Source organism: Formosa agariphila KMM 3901, assembly GCF_000723205.1.
Taxonomy (GTDB): domain Bacteria; phylum Bacteroidota; class Bacteroidia; order Flavobacteriales; family Flavobacteriaceae; genus Formosa; species Formosa agariphila.
The window spans coordinates 3,859,841-3,877,787 of record NZ_HG315671.1 but is presented as its reverse complement, the minus strand read 5'-3'; the positions used below and the strand labels follow the sequence as shown (position 1 = coordinate 3,877,787).

The following is a 17,947-nucleotide window of genomic DNA, read 5'->3' as shown; positions in this document are numbered from 1 at the left end:
TGTGTTAATTTTGCTCTTTTTAATTTAAAATGTTGTGTCATTGTTTGAGCTTGAAAATCGATAAGAAATAGTCCGTTTTAATTTTGAAATAGGTGACTCATTTTTAGGTGAAATATTTTTGGTGTGAACCAAAATGAAATTAACAGTTTTACGCTCAATATTTTCGTTTTTTAAACACTTAAAATTTCATAGTTTAGGTTCTGAATTTTAAGTGTAAAATCTATCATTTTTTTAGACGCTTTTAGCTCACTTTAATACTTAAGATTATATAAAGTAAAACGCCACTTTCAGTTCTGAAAATGGCGTTTTTTTAGTTATAATATTTCAATAGAAATTATCTCAATTGTAAAGAATCTAAACTGTGGAAAAAGAAATCTTTTTCATCGTTCATAGAAACAAATAAACCATTTGGATATTTCGGTCCTAAAGCTTCTGTGGTCACATCGCAACCATCAGTTTCAATAGTACCCAGATTTAATGTTTTTACATAGCTGTTGTCACCACGTTTAAAAATATTAAAACTATGATCTTGTTGGTTAGATACAATTAGAAATCCAGCTCCATCGCTATAAGTCGCTAACGCGATTCCTTCGATATCATCTTTAAAATGTTCACTTCCAAACATAGAAATCTGAGCATCTCCTTTTGCCGGATCTGCATAGAATTTACGTATACCAACGCCTTCGTCAGAAAAATATACATGTCCTAAAGCATCATCTACAACAATAGCTTCAATTTCTTTTTGTCCACTAAAGGTTCCAAATTTTCTAACCAATTTCGCAGAAACTTTACTGTTATTTGTGGTTAACTCGTACTGGTATAAATACCCTTCTGTTGGTCCTTTTTTACGACTTACAATGGCGTAAGTTTTATTGGTCGTAGGGTTTTTGTAAATACTAATTCCCATAGGACGTCTTAATTCTAAATCGGTTTCGTCTTCAAAAACAGGAAATCCACCGTTATCTAAAGGCGTCATATCTGGAACAGTATACAATCGCATTTGGTTTTTTTCTCGTTCACTAAACATCATGATATCAACTGTAGTCGAATCGTTTAAAGCGAAGTCGTATTCGATATCTACATTGTTAGGGTAGTTTACTCCAGTAAGACTTTTCTCTTTAATTATTTTTCCGTCTAAGTCGAAGGCATAAACACCACCGTTTACTTCATCTTTGTCTGTACCAAAAACAATACTTTGCGCCGGATTGTTTTTGTTTACCCAAATGGCAGGGTCGTCTGTATCGTGAGGTGTTTTTTGAGAAACTAATGTTGGTTTAATTTCAGGTAATTTAGTTGTTGTTTTACAAGCCGTAAAACATAGTGTTGCCATGGCAATACTGAAAATTTGTTTTTTCATAATGTAGTTATAAAATATCCCGTTGTGTGCTGTATGTATTGTGAAACACAACGGGAGGTTAAATTATTTTTTAAATAAATCGTATTTCAATCCAAAAGTAACACGTGCTTGGTAGTATTCCATTTGCATTGTTCTAGCGCTTGTTCCTTGGTAGTAACGTAATGGTTGGTTTGTAATGTTATTTACATCGACATAAAAACTTAATTGTTTAGTGATGTTAGCACGTGCATTAAAATCTAAAAAGAACTGCTCGTCGTAATAACGGTCTTCAAAAGCACGTCCGCCAATTTCATCGATATAAGCATCAGAATAGTTACCAGATAGACGTAAACTAAAGTATTTACTTGTATAGCCTAAAGATGCATTAAACATGTTTGGAGCGGTTTGAGGTAAATCTAAATCGTCGCGCTCTTCTCCATCTTCATTTCTAATACCAGAAGCATCAGATTTAAGATACGTATAGTTTAAATAAATATTTAAATTTTGTAAAAAACCAGGCAAGAAATCTAACTGACGTTGATATGCTGCTTCGAATCCGAATAAGCTTGCTCTATCTCCATTAAAAGGTTGGTAAACTTCAAATCCGTCTGCATCTTCATATTGAAACGTATAGATAAAGTCTTCGATATCTTTGTAAAATACACCTCCAGAAAGTAAACCTACAGACGTAAAATAATGTTCTGCCATGATGTCGAAGTTCATAGAAGTTGTAGGATTTAAATCAGGGTTTCCTAAGCTAATTTCATCGTCTTCGAAGTTAATTTCTCTAGATGGAACAATATCCTCGTAATTAGGTCTAGCAATTGTATTTGTCCAAGCGAAACGTAAAACGGTATGGTCTGTAATATCGTATTTCAAGTGTAAACTAGGTAAAATGTTGGTGTAATCATTTTGACTAGTAATAGGAGATGTTGCTGAATAATCGCCATCTGCATCAAAAATAATCTCGTTACCAGTGGCATCAACTACCGTATGCTCCAAACGTACACCAAAAAGGAAACTTAGTTTGTCTGTAATGTTTTGGTCTGTCATAACATAGGCAGCATATACATCTTCTTTAACCTTGAAATTTCCTGTAATATACTCTTCTGGTAAATCTTCACTTTCGAAAAGTGAAGTATCATAAAGATCTAAACTTCCTAAATATTCTGGAGTAGCAAAATCTCCGATTACATATTGAGATCCAGGATTAAAATCTGCTTCTGTATAGTTACGTGTAGGTAGATTTCCTAAGAACTCTAAATCGTCATTTTCAGGTGAATATTCAATATAGTCGTTGTCCTGAATTTTTTCTTTGATTCTGGTTTTAGCACCAAACTTTAAAGTACCATTCTCTTTATCGAATATATGAAGCGGAAGCTCAAAATTAACTAAGGCGTTAAAATCTGTTTCGTCGGTATATTGATTTTCTTCGTACAACTCGTCGAATTCGAAGATTCTATAGTCTGCATCCTCTGCACTTTGTGGTGTGTAGTTCGGCTTATCTGCATTGTTGTTAAAGTTTATGCCGTATTCGCTTTCGTGAACTAAATAACGCTCGTTTAAACGTTCTTCTGAAGCTTTAGAGAATGAAGTCATCCAGTCGATTTGTAAATTGTTTACCAAGTGATCTCCACTAAGACTATAGTTTTGCATACGTTGGTCTTCTAAACGTGTGTTTTTATTTCTGCTATTGTCTATTCCTCCTTTAACTTCTCGTTTTACACCTACAGGAAATGCTGTTAAATTGTTGTTTGAATCTACACTAAAATCTCCATACTCGATATCTTCACCATCAAGAATTTCTTGCTCTAGTACAAATCTATTCTCGCGGTCGTCTCTCCAGTTATAGATAGACTTAAAGTAAAGTGTATTATTATCGTTTAATTTATAATCGAAGTTTGCAGATAAACTACGACGAATACGTTGTACGTGATATTCTCTAATTTCGAACACATTCGCATATGGGTTTACATCTACTTCTTGCATAATTGGTTCGCCTTCTTCGTCCTCTTCTCCAGTGTTGTATTCAAATTCGTCATCCCATTCGGCTTCAATGTTATCAGAACCAAAGTCAGAGTCGTTATAGGATGCAGACACAACCCATCCGAATTTATTATTTTTAGAACGGTCTCCAACTAGAAATGATCCGTTAATAATACGTTTGTCGTTAATTAAGTTAATCCCTGAACCACCGGTTGCAGATAAACGAAACCCTTGAGGCGATGTTCTTGTAATTAAGTTTACAGAGCCTCCAATGGCATCGGCATCCATATCTGGAGTAACCGCTTTGTTAACTTCTACGGTTTGGATCATATCCGATGGAATAAGATCCATTTGTACATTTCTATTATCGGCTTCTGCAGATGGAATTCTACTTCCGTTTAAAGTTACCGAGTTTAATTGTGGTGCTAAACCACGAACAATAATATCTCTAGCTTCTCCTTGATCCATTTGCATGGTAATACCCGGAATACGTTTTATTGCATCTCCAATATTAGCATCTGGAAATTTACCAATTTGATCTGTAGATACGATATTTGTAATGTTTTGCTTGTTTTTCTGTGTGTTAAGAGCTCTAGCTTGAGATCCAAAACCGAAAGATACTACTTGAACTTCGTCGAGTTCTGTAGCGTGTTCCTCTAAAGTAATTTTTAATGTTGTTGTTTGTGTAGGCTGAACAGTGATTTGTTGTTCGTATTCTGCATATCCTAAATATTTTATAGATAAAGTATATGTTCCAGCTTCTACATTTACAAACGTAAATTTCCCATTAAAGTCGGAAATAGCTCCTTTATTAAGTTCTTCAATTAATACGGAAGCGCCAGGAATGGTAATTTTATTTTCATCTGTAATGAGTCCTTGCACTTGTCCGGTTTGTGCTAATGCGCTTAAAGTTGTAACCATAAGCATCATTAAGGTAATCCAGTTTTTCATAATTATTTGTTAGGTTAATTTTTTTGACAAAGTTAGATTGAGAGCTCGTTTTTTATCTAAAGTAACCGTTAACAAAACGTGATAAACTGTGTAAATTAGCCTATATTATAAGGCAACATTAACATTGGAATTACAAGTTGGTAATGTTTTAGAAACATTGTATTATAAGTTTAAGAGGAAGACTTGAAGGTCTTCTTTTGAGTCGATTGGAAGTTTCTTTCGGAGTCTATAGCGTGCAATTCTCACACTATCAGGGGTTATTCTAAGTATTGATGCAATTTCTTTAGACGATAAATTAAGCCTTAATAACACACATAATCTTAATTCGGACGCTGTTAATTCTTTTGTAACATCCTTTTTTAAGTTTTGAGAAAAATGAGGATGGATTTGCTCGAAGAAATTAATGAATTCTGTCCACTCTTGTTCTTGAGAAATATCTAAATCGATGTCTTTGATTAACGTTTCAATTTTAGATTTTATCAGTACAGAATTTCTGTCCTTTATATTATTTAATGTTCGAGTTATATCCGAAATCATTTTGTTCTTATGTGCTAAGTGCAAACTGTAATTGGTAAGAGCCGACGTTTTTATAGTATTCTCTCTTTGTAAAGCAATTTCCTCTTGTGTCTTTTTATCTATATTTGCTTGCAAAAGCTCATTTTTATAGTGTTGAATTTTCGATTGCTGTTTTTTACGTTTTCTGAAATGTAGAAACCAACCTAATAACATGAGTATTATAAAGGTGCTCGCTAGTAAAATAATGTTTTGTCTAATTTTATTTACTTCGTTTTGTTTATTCAGAAGTTTTACTTCGGCTTCATGTTCTTCAACCTCGTAAAGTATTTGTAACGAACGAACTAATTCTGTGTCTTTATGTTCCGTTTCTTTTTTGTTTAAGTCCTGATACAGAATTATGTAATCGAAAGCGGTTTTATAATCGTCTAAATCGGCATAGTTTAATGCTAAATCTTTAAGCGCAGATTCTTCTTGATGTGTAGTTTTTGATGTTCTAGCCTGTTGAAGCGCTAGTAAGGTGTAAGGAAGTGCTTCTTCAGATTTCATCATTTTTCTGTACGCATCTCCTATATTATTGAGAATATTTATTTGGTTATACGTCGGGATATTGTTGGAGAGTGAATGTGCTTTTAAAAAGTATTTTAACGCATTGTCGTACTGTTGTAAGTCTTCATAAATACTTCCAATATTTTCGTAAGTAGTAGCTAAGCCAGTACTGTCGGAAAGTGTTTTGTAAATAGTTAAACTTTCTTCTTGATGCTTTAAGGCTAATGTGTAATTGGCCTCTTTTTCTGCCACACTACCTAATAATCCAAAACATTCAGCCTTTCCTTTTTTAAAATCCAGTTGTTCTGCTATCGATAAACTTTTAGTTAGATAAGATTTCGCATTTTCATATTGTTTTAAAGAGAGGTAGATGTTACTCATTTTGTTTCCAATATAAATAGCTGTTGTATCTTTTTTTGTACTCTTCTCTAAGGCATCGTGATAATGTTTTATGGCTTCGTTTTCTAAACCCAATTGCAAATAGAAATTAGCTAATTGGATGTGTGAATTCATTATAGCAACATCGTTTTTGTCTTGATTAGCTTTATCTAACCGATTTTTTAATTCAGTAAAAACGGTATCAATACCAGTATTAGAATCTTTGTATTGGTCTTGTGCGTTAAGATGAATAACGTTGAGAAAAATAAATGCGACTAGGTATACTGTTTTAATGGTGTTATGTCGCAGAATACTATAGCCAAAGCTGTTGGTTTTATATAAAATCATGGCCAAAATTAAAAAATGTAATGTTACTTAAATGTTTCCTTTTCGCCATTTTTATCTAAAATGTTACATATGTTTTATATACTGTTACCTCTGTGATATCCTGTTTTGAACGCTTGGTATACCTTTAAAGTGTTATTAAATCAATACTAGTATTAACTAAAAATCAACATTATGGAAAGTTTAAACAAGAGTAACGTTCAGAGTATAAAGGATACTATTTTTTGCAGTAAATTAAAGGTGTTAATCGTTGTTAGTTTTATGGGACTTGCGTTATTTACATCTTGTGGTGAAGATGATATCGCAGACGCTTTAGGTTTTGATTGTGGAACCGATTGGACTGATTTTACATCGAGTCATCTTTCAGATTTCACTAATGCAGGAATAGCATATGAAGCAAACCCAACCACCGAGAATTGTAATGCTTATAAAAATGCTGGTAATAGGTATGTAGATGCCTTGGAAAATCTTGAAGAATGCTACCCTGGAGCCTATGAAGGCGATTGGGATGAATACATAAATGATGTTAGGGCTGAAATAAATAATTTATGCGATTAATTTTTTTGAGCCTTACATTTTTAGAAATTAAACACAGCAGCTAAACTCTGCTTTCATTTGATTGTTTTGTCTCTTTATAGAATGAGTTGAGTCGTGATTTTACGACTAGACGAATTCGCAATAAAAAACCAGTGAATGTAAGTTCACTGGTTTTTTCAATTTTTAAACGGTCTATCCGTTTTTATAATGATGCCGTTTGTTTTAAATTTTATAGTAGAAATCTTACTTTTTAGGATGAACCAATTTCATCTCTTTAATTAGGCGTTCTGCACCAGCATATTTATCGACAATAAATAGTATGTAACGTACATCGACCATAATATTTCTACAGATTTCTGGGTCGTAATTCATATCACTCATTGTGCCTTCCCATACGCGGTCGAAATTTAATCCGATTAAATTTCCTTCAGCATCTATAGCGGGACTTCCTGAGTTTCCTCCAGTTGTATGATTGGTTCCTAAGAAACACACAGGTAATTTTCCGTTAGCATCGGCGTAGCGCCCGTAATCTTTACTTGTATATAAATCTTGAAGTTTTTGTGGAACGTCAAATTCATAATCACCAGGAATATATTTTTCCATAACGCCATCTAAATACGATACCGGATTGTAATACACAGCATCTCTAGGAGCGTAACCACGAACTTGACCGTATGTAACACGAAGCGTGCTGTTAGCATCTGGATAATAACGTTCGCTAGGTACAACTTCCATAAGGGCTTTCATGTATGCCGTTTCTAAAGTGTTTATCGAGTTGTTTTTCTCTTGAAAATCAGGTTCTATAGTTGTGTAAAAATCAATAATAAATGGTTTAGCATAGGCATAAGCAGCATCGTTATTTAGTTTTTCAACTACTTCTGTTGGTGTGCCTTCTAATACTGATAGTGCACGTTCCAGATTAGTAAATGCAGTTTTATTATAAATAGAAACATCTACGTCTTTAGTATAAAAAGGCATTATAGCTTCAAAAACACCTTTGTCTACTTCTGTATTAAAGTTTTTAAGTGTGCTTTTAATTCTATCTTGAGTAGCGGCTTTAGCTTCGTTAAAAACATCATCACCTTTAGTTGCTGCAGCTTCTAATTGCGATAATCTAAACATCATAGACATCAATTCGTTAGTTCTAACAAAAATTTCTACAAAATTACTACGTTTAACATCTACGGGAGCAAACGTTTCATATTGCTTTTCGAGTTCAGGCAGTATGTGACCGTATTCGCTTTCTAAGTTTTTTGTTTTTAAAGCTTCAGTAAAAGCGGCTTCTTCAGCCTTCTTTTTTTCAATAGCATTACTTTTTTTAATCCCTTGATTTTCGCCAATCCATTTTTTCCAAGCGTTTGCAATTCGGGCTTGTTTAGATGCGTATTGAATGCGGATTACATCGCTTTCTTTCATTTTGGCATCAATCACTTTTAAAGCGGCTTCGCGAATAGCAATATTGCTAGGGTTTAATTGTTCTGTAATTTCTTTAATGGCTACTGCAGGTAAATACTCTTGTGTTGTTCCTGGGAATCCGAAAACTAAAGTAAAATCACCTTCGCTAATCCCGTCTAAAGAAATTGGTAAAAAGTGTTTAGGCTTGTAAGGTTTATTGTTTTCTGAATATTCTGCTGGACGATTGTTTTTATCAGCATAAATTCTGAATAATGAAAAATCTCCAGTATGTCTTGGCCAAACCCAGTTGTCTGTATCCGAACCAAATTTTCCAATACTCGTAGGAGGCGCACCAACTAAACGGATATCGTTAAATCGCTCGGTAACGAATAAGAAGTACTGGTTGCCTTTAAAAAAGGACTTTATCTTTGTGTTTTGCCATTCTTCTTTTTTAGTAGCTGATTGAATTCTGTTACTATTTCCATCGGTTTTAGCTTGTTTCTCCTTTGCTGTCATATCTTTAGTAACGCCTTCAAGCACTTGAGCGGTTACATCTTCAATACGCACAATAAACTCAACGTATAAACCATTGTTTGGTAATTCGTCCTTAAGATTTTTAGCCCAAAAGCCATCTTTTAAATAATCGTTTTCTAGAGACGAATGCGATTGAATTTGTCCGTACCCGCAGTGGTGATTGGTTAAAAGTAAACCTTGTTTAGAAATAACTTCGCTTGTGCAGCCACCGTTAAAATGACCGATAGCGTCTTTTAAACTAGAATTATTAACATCGTAAATATCTTTGGCAGAAAGTTTACTTCCTAAGCTTTCCATATCGTTTTCATTCATCCCTTGTAAGAGCGAGGGAATCCACATACCACCTTGTTGTGCACTGACTTGAATGCTAATAAAAAGAACTAAAAGTTTTATTAATCTCATGAGTTTGTATTTAATTTTTGCAAAGATAAAAAAGGCTAAACTATTAGTGCGTTTTAAAGATGGTAATTCCTGTTTTTAAAATAATTATTAACAAAAATTGTTTAAAAAAAATGATGCCGTTCATCTAAAACTTTAGGGGAATACCTTGGCTTTTAGTAAATTGCTAGTCCCAAACCTATTTTACTTATGAAAAAACCACTACTATTGGCTTTTGCTATGTCATTATGTGCTTTAACGGCACTGAACGCTCAAGAAATTGAGTATAATAATAATGTTTACGAAGTGAAAGGCACTTCAATTTTGTTAAACGGTTACGATATAACCGAGAGTTTAACGTTAGATGATCAGAAAGCTATTTTTCGCGAGCATGAAGCTAAAGCTGGTGAATTTAGAGAGATGAAGAGAAACGAAAGAATTCAAAATAGAGCTATCGCTAAAGCCTACCGAAAAGAATTAAAGGAGGAAGAACGAGCGAAACGCATGACTAATAACGAAAAGAAATATGTATTCTTTTAATGAATGACCATTTACAGATAGCGCTTATTCAAACCGATTTAATTTGGGAAAACCCTAAGGCTAATCGCGAGAACATACAAGCGCTTGTGTTGTCTATTCCCGATGCCATAGATGTTGTTGTACTGCCTGAAATGTTTACCACAGGGTTTACAATGAATGCTGAAAAACACGCTGAAACGTTGTCTGGCGAATCGGTGTCTTGGATGAAACAATTGGCACACAAAAAACAGGCTGCTTTAATGGGAAGCCTTATTCTTAAAGAAGACGGTCACTATTTTAATCAATTGGTATTTGTGTACCCTAATGGCGATTTAAAAACATACAAAAAGCGTCATACATTTACTTTGGCTGGAGAGCATAAAGTATATACAGCAGGAACAGAACGCACTATTGTAGATTATAAAGGCTGGAAACTTTTCCCGTTGGTCTGTTATGATTTACGTTTTCCCGTTTGGTCGCGCTATAACAACGATTACGATGTTTTATTTTATGTTGCAAATTGGCCCGTTCCACGAACATCTGCTTGGGATGCTTTATTGAAAGCACGTGCAATAGAAAATATGTGTTATTGTGTAGGTGTAAATCGTGTTGGTGAAGACGAAAAAGGGCATATGTATTCAGGGCATTCTGCTGTTTATAATGCGCTAGGTGATACCGTTTCTGAATTTAATGAAAACGAAATTGGGTATCGTATTGTTGTTTTAAAGAAAGAAGACGTTGTTAATACCAGACGTAAATTCAAATTTTTGAATGATAGAGATGCCTTTACTTTAGAATAAATTCATATTCCGAATCGAAGCCCGTTCGTACTTCTATTTCTTCAGGGTAATAGCTTACACGTTCAGGCTGAATTTTTTTAAGGTAACTCCCTGTATCGAATTTTTTGTTTCCGTTTTCGTCATAAATTACGCGAAGGAGATACTTTCCGCTTTTCAAATACGTGAAATCTATAGGTGCCGCTTCGGTACTATATTGTTCGTATTTTACCTCGCCTTTTGCCGAAGTTAATTGAACAATTATTGGGTAAACGGCATTTCTAGGTAAGACGCGCACATTAGGATAATCGTCGTAAGCCTTGGTTTGCATAATATATTGTAGTGTGTCGTTTTTATCGTCGTAGAAATCGGTAATCGCACCTGGTAAAAATTGTAAACGATATTTCGAGTTCTCGTTCTTTTCAAATAAAAATCGAATGTTATTATTAAGCGTATCCATTTTTGTAGTGTATGGCACTACGGTAGAATCTTTATCTATAAGCGAAATGTAGGATGCATTTAATGATTTTATAGGTGTTGTTGCCGACAGAACAAAATCTTCATTAAAATTAATTTGCCCGTTTACACTTCCTTTTACCGTTAAAGAATCTTGATATTTATCTGTTATTTTAACTGAAAAAGTATCAATTGCAGTGTTCTTGTAAGCAATTTTAAACTTGATTGAATCTGTTTCAAGTTGTGGTCTATACCAATACATTAAAGAATCTGTTTCTTGATTTTTAGTAACTACTTCTTCAAAGTCTGCAGGTTTTTCAGAAAGAAATTCAATAGACATGTTTTCATAATCTCCTTCATAACCAAACGCGACTTTTCCTTTAGAAATTAATCGCGGTTTAAAAGATTTAAAATCTAAATCTTCCTTAAATAATTTTAAGCGATAAATGGTGTCTTTTGGTACAGTAATGTATTCCTTAATAAAAGCAATCTTATCTGATTTTTGTTGAAATTTAAAATCCTGATTTTCATCCTTCATGGCTGCCAAAAGATAAGTTCCTGCCTTAATATTTTCTAAAACAAAAGTGGTAATACTATCTAATGTACTAGTAACATATTTAGGTTTTTCTTTATAAATTATAGAATCTGAGAAGGTAGAATCAATTTCATATAAACCTATCGATACAAAATTTTCAGGATCTTTTAAAGTGGCATCTTGAATAATTCCTGCTACAGATAAAGAATCGATATAATCGCCTGTAGATAACACATATTTAAAATACGGAAACGGATTTCCCTCGTTGTTATCCTCAATGCTATTCCCGAAATTAAAAGCATACGTGGTGTTAGGAGCAAGCGTGTCGAAAATTTTAATAGTAATGTACTTGCTCGCGCTTCCTAAAGGGGTAATCTCTGGTTGTGTTTCCATAGGAGGCGAAATAATAAGCTGCTTACTTAGATTTTTAATCTTAACGTATTCGTTAAAATAGATTCTAATTTCGTTCCCGCTAAAATTTGTTGTGTAGTTTTTAGGTACCGATTTTGTGATTTCCGGAGCTGTTACATCTTTTGGTCCTCCAGACGGATTTCCTCTATTGGCACAGTTGGCGATAAATAAACACAGTATACCTATAAACAAAAAATTTGAAAGCGTTTTACTCATTATTCAATTACAATTTACGCAAAGAAACAATTTATTTGGCAGTAACCGAAAACAGTTTAAGCAATTGCCATTGCAGCGATGCTTATTTTAACATTTTTAGCAGAAAGTAATAAGTTAGCACAGGCTTCCATGGTGGCTCCCGTGGTTATTATATCGTCTACTAGTAAAATGTGTTTGTTATCTATTTTTTCTAAATGCTGAACACTAAAAATGACTTCAGAATTTGTCCATCGACTTAATCTGTTTTTAGAAACTTGAGAGTTTACATTCGTTATTTTTATTAAAACATCGTCAATATACGCTGCATTTAAAGCTAAAGCCAATTGCTGACCAAATTTTGCCACCTGATTATAGCCACGTTTTTTAAGTTTGGTTTTATGTAGCGGAACGGGAATTACAACATCAATGGTTTTATAAGCATCTAAAGTTTGTAATTCGCCACCAAGCCAATCGCCTAAAAATGTGCCAATGGGTTCCTGACCTTTATATTTTAATTGATGTATGAGTTTTTGAGTTATTCCTTTTTTTTCGAATCGCAGTAGGGCAGTAGCATTTTCTACCTGAACTCTTCCGTAAAACACTTTAGAAACGCTGTCGTTATTGTTAAAATGAAATTGAGTAACAGGTAAATGGTGCCTACACGTTGTGCATAGCGTTGCCTCTCCATCGGCCAAAATAGTCATGCAGCTATAGCATACTTTTGGAAAGAAAATATTGAATAACGCTTTAAACATAGAACCTAAAAACATTAAATTACAAAATTTCGTAATACTTTAAAAAAAAGATACGTATAGTTTTCCGGCGTTTTATATTTTTGTAGCATGGCAAATCAAGATGATCAATTTAAGAAGGTAATTTCTCATGCAAAGGAATACGGTTATGTGTTTCAGAGCAGTGAAATTTACGACGGTTTAAGTGCAGTATACGATTATGCACAAAACGGTGTGGAGTTAAAGAAAAATATACGCGACTATTGGTGGAAAGCCATGGTACAAATGCATGAAAATATTGTGGGCTTAGACGCAGCAATCTTTATGCATCCAACCACTTGGAAAGCTTCTGGCCATGTCGATGCCTTTAACGATCCATTAATAGATAATAAAGACTCTAAAAAGCGCTATAGAGCCGATGTTTTAATTGAAGACTATTGCGCAAAAATAGAAGCTAAAATAGATAAAGAAGTAGCCAAAGCCGCAAAACGTTTTGGTGATGCATTTAATAAAGAAGAGTTTTTAAGTACTAACGGACGTGTTGTAGGATACCAGGAAAAAATTGACGGTATTTTAGCACGTATGGGGAAATCTCTAGGTGAAGAAAACTTAGCAGATGTAAAAGCTTTAATTGAAGAATTAGAAATAGCAGATCCTTTAACAGGTTCTAGAAACTGGACCGATGTTAAGCAATTTAACTTGATGTTTGGTACTAAATTAGGTGCATCTGCAGATTCTGCAATGGATTTATATTTACGTCCAGAAACAGCTCAAGGGATTTTTGTTAATTTCTTAAACGTTCAGAAAACGGGACGTATGAAGATTCCTTTTGGAATTGCACAAACAGGAAAAGCGTTTAGAAATGAAATTGTTGCAAGACAGTTTATTTTCCGTATGCGTGAGTTTGAACAAATGGAAATGCAATTCTTTGTAAAACCAGGAACTCAGAAAGAGTGGTACGAAGAGTGGAAGCAAACACGTTTAAAATGGCATTTATCGTTAGGGATGGGTGCAGATAATTATCGTTTCCACGATCACGATAAATTAGCACATTACGCAGATGCAGCAGCAGATATAGAATTTAAATTCCCGTTCGGATTTAAAGAATTAGAAGGAATTCATTCACGTACAGATTTCGATTTAAGTCAGCACGAAAAACATTCAGGAAAGAAATTACAATATTTCGATCACGAAGAAAACAAGAGCTATGTGCCTTACGTTGTAGAAACGTCTATTGGTTTAGATCGTATGTTCTTAGCTGTATTCTCAAACTCGTTAGTAGAAGAAGAATTAGAGAATAATACAACACGTACTGTTTTAAAATTACCAGCGGTTTTAGCTCCTGTTAAAGCAGCCATTTTACCACTGGTTAAAAAGGACGGTTTACCAGAAGTAGCTCGTAAAATTGTAGAAGAATTAAAATGGGACTTCAATGTGGTTTACGATGAAAAAGATGCTGTTGGAAGACGTTACCGTAGACAAGATGCAAACGGAACTCCGTTTTGTATTACTGTAGATCATGATACGTTAGAAGACAATATGGTTACAATTCGTCATAGAGATACGATGGAACAAACACGAGTAAAAATTGAAGATTTACACGATATTATTAAGCAAGAAGTAGATGTACGTACTTGGTTAATGAAAATGTAAGTTCATGTTGCTCTATTTTTTTTTAGCACTTTAGTGTTAAAAATCAATGATATAAAATAAAATCCTCAAGTTCTGCTTGGGGATTTTTTGTTGTTAAGAAGTAAAATCTTCAAGAAGTACGGTTTTCCCGTAATAGTTTATCAATTAAAAAGGATAAATTTGTATGAGATAACCAGTCCTTTTACATTATTTGAATTATGTTGTGGTTATTACAAGATTTCTCAAAATCTACAACACGCTTACATGAGCCTAAATAATTTATTATTTAGGCTCTTTTTTGTTGTTTTAGAGCATAGTAAAACTTAATTAAAAATAAGCTTTAAGTTGAACACTTCCTGTATGAATGCTTTTACTAGTTTCAGATTTTCTTCCAAAATAGGAGAGGTTTAAATCTAAAAATTTGGTTATTTTTTTCTGAACAAGCATGGTCCAAGTAAAGTTTTTTCCGGGCTGTAAACCTTCTAACATCTGGTAAGCTACTGGTGTATTTGCATTTCCTGAATAGGCGTTAGAAAAATAATTGAATTCTCCGCTAATAGCCGATTTCTGAACATTGGAAATAGAGAGCGAGGCACCATACTTTTGTTGTTCTAAAGTTTCAAAACTTCCTATGGTGTTTTCTTTATTAGTGAATTGGTAGAACACATCAAATCGTGTGTTTTCATTAAGTAAATAGGTGAGTTTAGGATTGAATTGTGTTTCATCGATATTAAAATTCTTACTCACATAATTTTCACTAATACTCTCGGCTTCACTTAAACTACTTAATAAAGTTATCAGCCAGCTTTCTCCAAATTTATGATTAAAATTAAGTTGGTGACTTTGTACGTTGTTTTCTATAAAACCTATGGTTAAAATACTTCTTGCTCGGTTTTTTAAAAACGTATAAGAGGTTGTGTAATGTTGTTTGCCGCGATTAAAAAATAGTACATTTCTAACATTTAAAACTAAACCAAGCTGATTTTCTTCATCAGCTTTAAACGGATTGATCTGAAAATTATTTCCATCGCGATACGTTTTTCTATCTATTAAATAGGCTGTCTGATTATAAAACTGAGATAGGAACGATTTAAATTTAATACCTGAATTAACCCATTGCTGCGGATTTAAAGTTAATGTTTGGCTAAATCTATTCTGATGTGTCTTTATATACACTTGATTTGGCAGTAGAACTCGAATGTATTTTCCTTCATCTTGAAATTGTGCCAATTCAAATTCTTCTAACTCCTGAATGCCGTTTTCGTTATAATCAATCCAAGTATACCCACCTTGGCCTGGTTCAACCTCTACATACGTGAAATCTTGTTGAGGTAAAGTTCCCGAATTGGTCTCGAAAATAGTATTCCATTGTACGATTTGTTTAAAGAAATTCTGATTGTAAATTAATCGTGAATTCAAAGATTGTTCATGGTCTTCAAAAACATTATCTAAGGTGCGGTAGTTTACATAAAGCGATAAATTTGTGTTGGTATTTTGTACCAGTCTCGAATCTAGATAATAGGTTTTAGAGGTGTTTACGTGTTGCAATTCGTTATTTCTAATACTATCGTTTATACGGTATTTAAATCCAACTTCGGCAAAGATTTTTGTGCTGTCTCCAATTCCTGTAAAGGCTTCATAACTTTTAAATTTCTGACTTGTCGGAAGATAACGTTCTGTTATTTTTTCTTGTTGCTGATTGTCTTCAATAGCAAATTTTGCTCCAACCCAAGGTTTACCAAAACTGTAGGTTGCTGTATTCGATGATCGTAAAAATGTTGAGGTATTGCTATCCGATTCAGAATTTAAAAAACTAGAAACCGTATAAAAATTAAAACGATTTAAATGAAGAACCCCATTGGCAACATGTCGGTTTCCATTAAAATTATTATGATAACTTAGATGTTCGAACTGATAATTAAAAAATACCTTTTCGGGTAACTGAAGCTGTAATCCGCCAACTAATAATTTCTGATTTCCAACCGTGTTCTCTATGTTCCAGTCGCGATTAAATTCGGTGTTGTAAAGCACTTCAATGGTCCTGAAATTTTCTTCAATATAATCGAAATCTGCAAATGCATTTAGTGTCCAAAGACTATCTTGATTAATGATATTCTGATTAATTTTTAATTTTCCTGCAAAGCCATCATTATTGGCATCGTCTAAATCTGAAAATAAATTAAGGTCGTTTTTACTTCCTGCACCTTCAAAGTAAATATTAGTTTTTTTCGAAGGTTTAAAAGTTCCGTTAACCACGGCAATTTGAAGTTTGGTTGGCGCGATAAGTTGCGTTACAGGTGCATAGTTTCCTTGTGGAATACCGTTTACAGGCGATATATATTCGTAAATATTATTAATAGCATTAATATCGCTTAAAATATAATGCCCTTGATTATCACCAACAGTACTAAATGTAACGCTGTAAAGTTCATCGTCAGGGTTATTCGAAAACACATAAATGGTTTCAGAATTAAACGTTTCTTTTTTATATAAAATACGATTTTCGTTAAAGGCTTCAGGAGTTTCCGATGCTGAAATCATTTTAGAAGAATCGTCACCTGCATTGGCTAATATGTCAACTTGCTCGGTCGATAAATTTTGCTGAAGCGGATTGTTTTTCGAATCGTTTTCAGAATAAACAGACGCTCCAATATTAAATTTTTTGCTTTCGTGTTGTCCGCCTCCGTAAGCAATTATTCTAGAGTAATTACGCTCGCTGTATTGAAAATCGACAGTGATACGCATTTCTGAAGTAACAGGAAAAGTGGAATTAAAAATAATTTCGCCGGCATTATAATCTATAATATAATCGTTGTTTTCGCCACGTTCTAAAGCAATACCATTAACGTAAACAGTTTCGCTACCAGACACGATAAGTACAAAAAGCTCGTCGTTAGGACCTTTTAATTTATACGGCCCTTGGTTTCCTTCTTGGGCTGTAAATTGGCTTCTTGTAAATTGTCCGCGTACAATAGCACCTGCGGCAAAAAGATTGGTGGTAGACTGTTCGTGATTTAAAGTTGCGTTTAACGATAACCCTTGTACACGTTTACTGAAATTGGCAAAAAAGGTATTCGTCTTTTGTAAATCGACATCTCCCGCACGGATATTCCAAGTGTCGCTAAAAATTTCGATAAACACTTGGTCAAATTCATCTAACCGTTGCGAATAGCCACTTTCTTGTAACGGGATGTTGGCATCCTGAATTGAGGCTCGTAACGAAATTTTATCGTTTAATTTTCCTGTAATCTGTAAATCGAGTTCGCTGTTTAAAACGGAATTCTGATTGTTTCCTACGGTTACCCCTCTAGAAATACTTCCAGAGGTAGATAAACCATCAAAAGGAATGTATTTTTTTGTACCCGTAGGTTGCGAGAGTTTATAAAGTTTTTGCTGATTATTTATATCCGATAAGATAATGCTCTCATCTAATTGACGATACGTTTTGGTTAAAAAATCAGGAAATTTTAAATACGAAATTAAAATAGAATCTGTTTCAATGGGTTGTTTAAACGTTAGTGTCGCTTTAGGAAAATCGATAGTATACAAACTGCTATCAATAGCTGTTCCGGTAGTGGTTTTTAGCGTAAACCAATTGGGGTTAATGCTTACACTATCGATTACAATAGTATCTTTAACCGCCACTTTTTTTGTTTTGTAATTCGTGTTTTGCTCTTGCGAAAACACGCAAAGGCTAAAAGAAAAACAAAGAAAGACGATTATAAATTTCATGTAATATTTAAAAAGCCTAAGGTTTAAAAAACAATTCGGTAATATATCCGAATAAGTT

11 protein-coding genes are annotated in these 17,947 nt (G+C 33.8%); 4 read left to right on the top strand and 7 right to left on the bottom strand.

Annotated features, from left to right (window positions below):
- Positions 1-334 precede the first annotated feature (334 nt).
- From BN863_RS16355 to BN863_RS16345, 3 genes are all read right to left on the bottom strand, one after another.
- Positions 335-1,357, bottom strand: coding sequence for a phytase (locus tag BN863_RS16355; protein ID WP_148304637.1), 1,023 nt, complete (start codon positions 1,355-1,357; stop codon positions 335-337).
- 63 nt (positions 1,358-1,420) lie between these two features.
- Positions 1,421-4,273, bottom strand: coding sequence for a TonB-dependent receptor (locus tag BN863_RS16350; RefSeq protein WP_084817566.1), 2,853 nt, complete (start codon positions 4,271-4,273; stop codon positions 1,421-1,423).
- 162 nt (positions 4,274-4,435) lie between these two features.
- A complete protein-coding gene (locus tag BN863_RS16345) occupies positions 4,436-6,061 on the bottom strand; it encodes a tetratricopeptide repeat protein (RefSeq protein WP_038532384.1) in 1,626 nt (541 codons plus the stop codon).
- Between the two features lie 171 nt (positions 6,062-6,232).
- On the opposite strand from BN863_RS16345, the gene BN863_RS16340 reads away from it, so the two are divergent.
- A complete protein-coding gene (locus BN863_RS16340) occupies positions 6,233-6,616 on the top strand; it encodes a hypothetical protein (RefSeq protein WP_148304636.1) in 384 nt (127 codons plus the stop codon).
- 222 nt (positions 6,617-6,838) lie between these two features.
- On the opposite strand, the gene BN863_RS16335 is transcribed toward BN863_RS16340, so the two are convergent.
- Positions 6,839-8,926 carry a S46 family peptidase gene (locus BN863_RS16335; RefSeq protein ID WP_038532379.1) on the bottom strand — a complete coding sequence of 696 codons (2,088 nt, stop codon included), beginning with the start codon at positions 8,924-8,926 and terminating at the stop codon, positions 6,839-6,841.
- A gap of 186 nt (positions 8,927-9,112) precedes the next feature.
- Here BN863_RS16335 and BN863_RS16330 point away from each other — a divergent pair, with 186 nt between their 5' ends.
- Together BN863_RS16330 and BN863_RS16325 are read left to right on the top strand one after the other, a co-directional pair.
- Positions 9,113-9,442: a hypothetical protein gene (locus tag BN863_RS16330; RefSeq protein WP_038532378.1), complete on the top strand. Its 330-nt coding sequence runs from the start codon at positions 9,113-9,115 to the stop codon at positions 9,440-9,442.
- Entirely contained in the window at positions 9,442-10,221 is a 780-nt protein-coding gene (locus BN863_RS16325) for an amidohydrolase (protein WP_038532376.1), read from the top strand. Before BN863_RS16330 ends, BN863_RS16325 begins: the two co-directional genes overlap by 1 nt.
- Here BN863_RS16325 and BN863_RS16320 read toward each other — a convergent pair.
- Together BN863_RS16320 and BN863_RS16315 are read right to left on the bottom strand one after the other, a co-directional pair.
- A complete protein-coding gene (locus BN863_RS16320) occupies positions 10,208-11,815 on the bottom strand; it encodes an Ig-like domain-containing protein (RefSeq protein WP_038532374.1) in 1,608 nt (535 codons plus the stop codon). The two genes, BN863_RS16325 and BN863_RS16320, sit on opposite strands and share 14 nt — an antisense overlap.
- Positions 11,816-11,871: 56 nt before the next feature.
- Positions 11,872-12,564, bottom strand: coding sequence for a ComF family protein (locus tag BN863_RS16315; RefSeq protein WP_316930367.1), 693 nt, complete (start codon positions 12,562-12,564; stop codon positions 11,872-11,874).
- Positions 12,565-12,636: 72 nt separating this feature from the next.
- On the opposite strand from BN863_RS16315, the gene BN863_RS16310 reads away from it, so the two are divergent.
- Positions 12,637-14,178 carry a glycine--tRNA ligase gene (locus BN863_RS16310; protein ID WP_038532371.1) on the top strand — a complete coding sequence of 514 codons (1,542 nt, stop codon included), beginning with the start codon at positions 12,637-12,639 and terminating at the stop codon, positions 14,176-14,178.
- Positions 14,179-14,484: 306 nt separating this feature from the next.
- Here BN863_RS16310 and BN863_RS16305 read toward each other — a convergent pair whose 3' ends face one another.
- Positions 14,485-17,889: a hypothetical protein gene (locus tag BN863_RS16305; RefSeq protein WP_038532370.1), complete on the bottom strand. Its 3,405-nt coding sequence runs from the start codon at positions 17,887-17,889 to the stop codon at positions 14,485-14,487.
- Positions 17,890-17,947: the final 58 nt, after the last annotated feature.

Excerpts from the sequence above, each read along its gene's own strand:
- BN863_RS16345 (WP_038532384.1), bottom strand. The coding sequence starts at position 6,061 with ATGATTTTATATAAAACCAACAGCTTTGGCTATAGTATTCTGCGACAT.
- BN863_RS16325 (WP_038532376.1), top strand. The coding sequence starts at position 9,442 with ATGAATGACCATTTACAGATAGCGCTTATTCAAACCGATTTAATTTGG.
- BN863_RS16335 (WP_038532379.1), bottom strand. The coding sequence starts at position 8,926 with ATGAGATTAATAAAACTTTTAGTTCTTTTTATTAGCATTCAAGTCAGT.
- BN863_RS16350 (WP_084817566.1), bottom strand. The coding sequence starts at position 4,273 with ATGAAAAACTGGATTACCTTAATGATGCTTATGGTTACAACTTTAAGC.
- BN863_RS16340 (WP_148304636.1), top strand. The coding sequence starts at position 6,233 with ATGGAAAGTTTAAACAAGAGTAACGTTCAGAGTATAAAGGATACTATT.
- BN863_RS16355 (WP_148304637.1), bottom strand. The coding sequence starts at position 1,357 with ATGAAAAAACAAATTTTCAGTATTGCCATGGCAACACTATGTTTTACG.
- BN863_RS16305 (WP_038532370.1), bottom strand. The coding sequence starts at position 17,889 with ATGAAATTTATAATCGTCTTTCTTTGTTTTTCTTTTAGCCTTTGCGTG.
- BN863_RS16310 (WP_038532371.1), top strand. The coding sequence starts at position 12,637 with ATGGCAAATCAAGATGATCAATTTAAGAAGGTAATTTCTCATGCAAAG.
- BN863_RS16315 (WP_316930367.1), bottom strand. The coding sequence starts at position 12,564 with ATGTTTTTAGGTTCTATGTTTAAAGCGTTATTCAATATTTTCTTTCCA.
- BN863_RS16320 (WP_038532374.1), bottom strand. The coding sequence starts at position 11,815 with ATGAGTAAAACGCTTTCAAATTTTTTGTTTATAGGTATACTGTGTTTA.
- BN863_RS16330 (WP_038532378.1), top strand. The coding sequence starts at position 9,113 with ATGAAAAAACCACTACTATTGGCTTTTGCTATGTCATTATGTGCTTTA.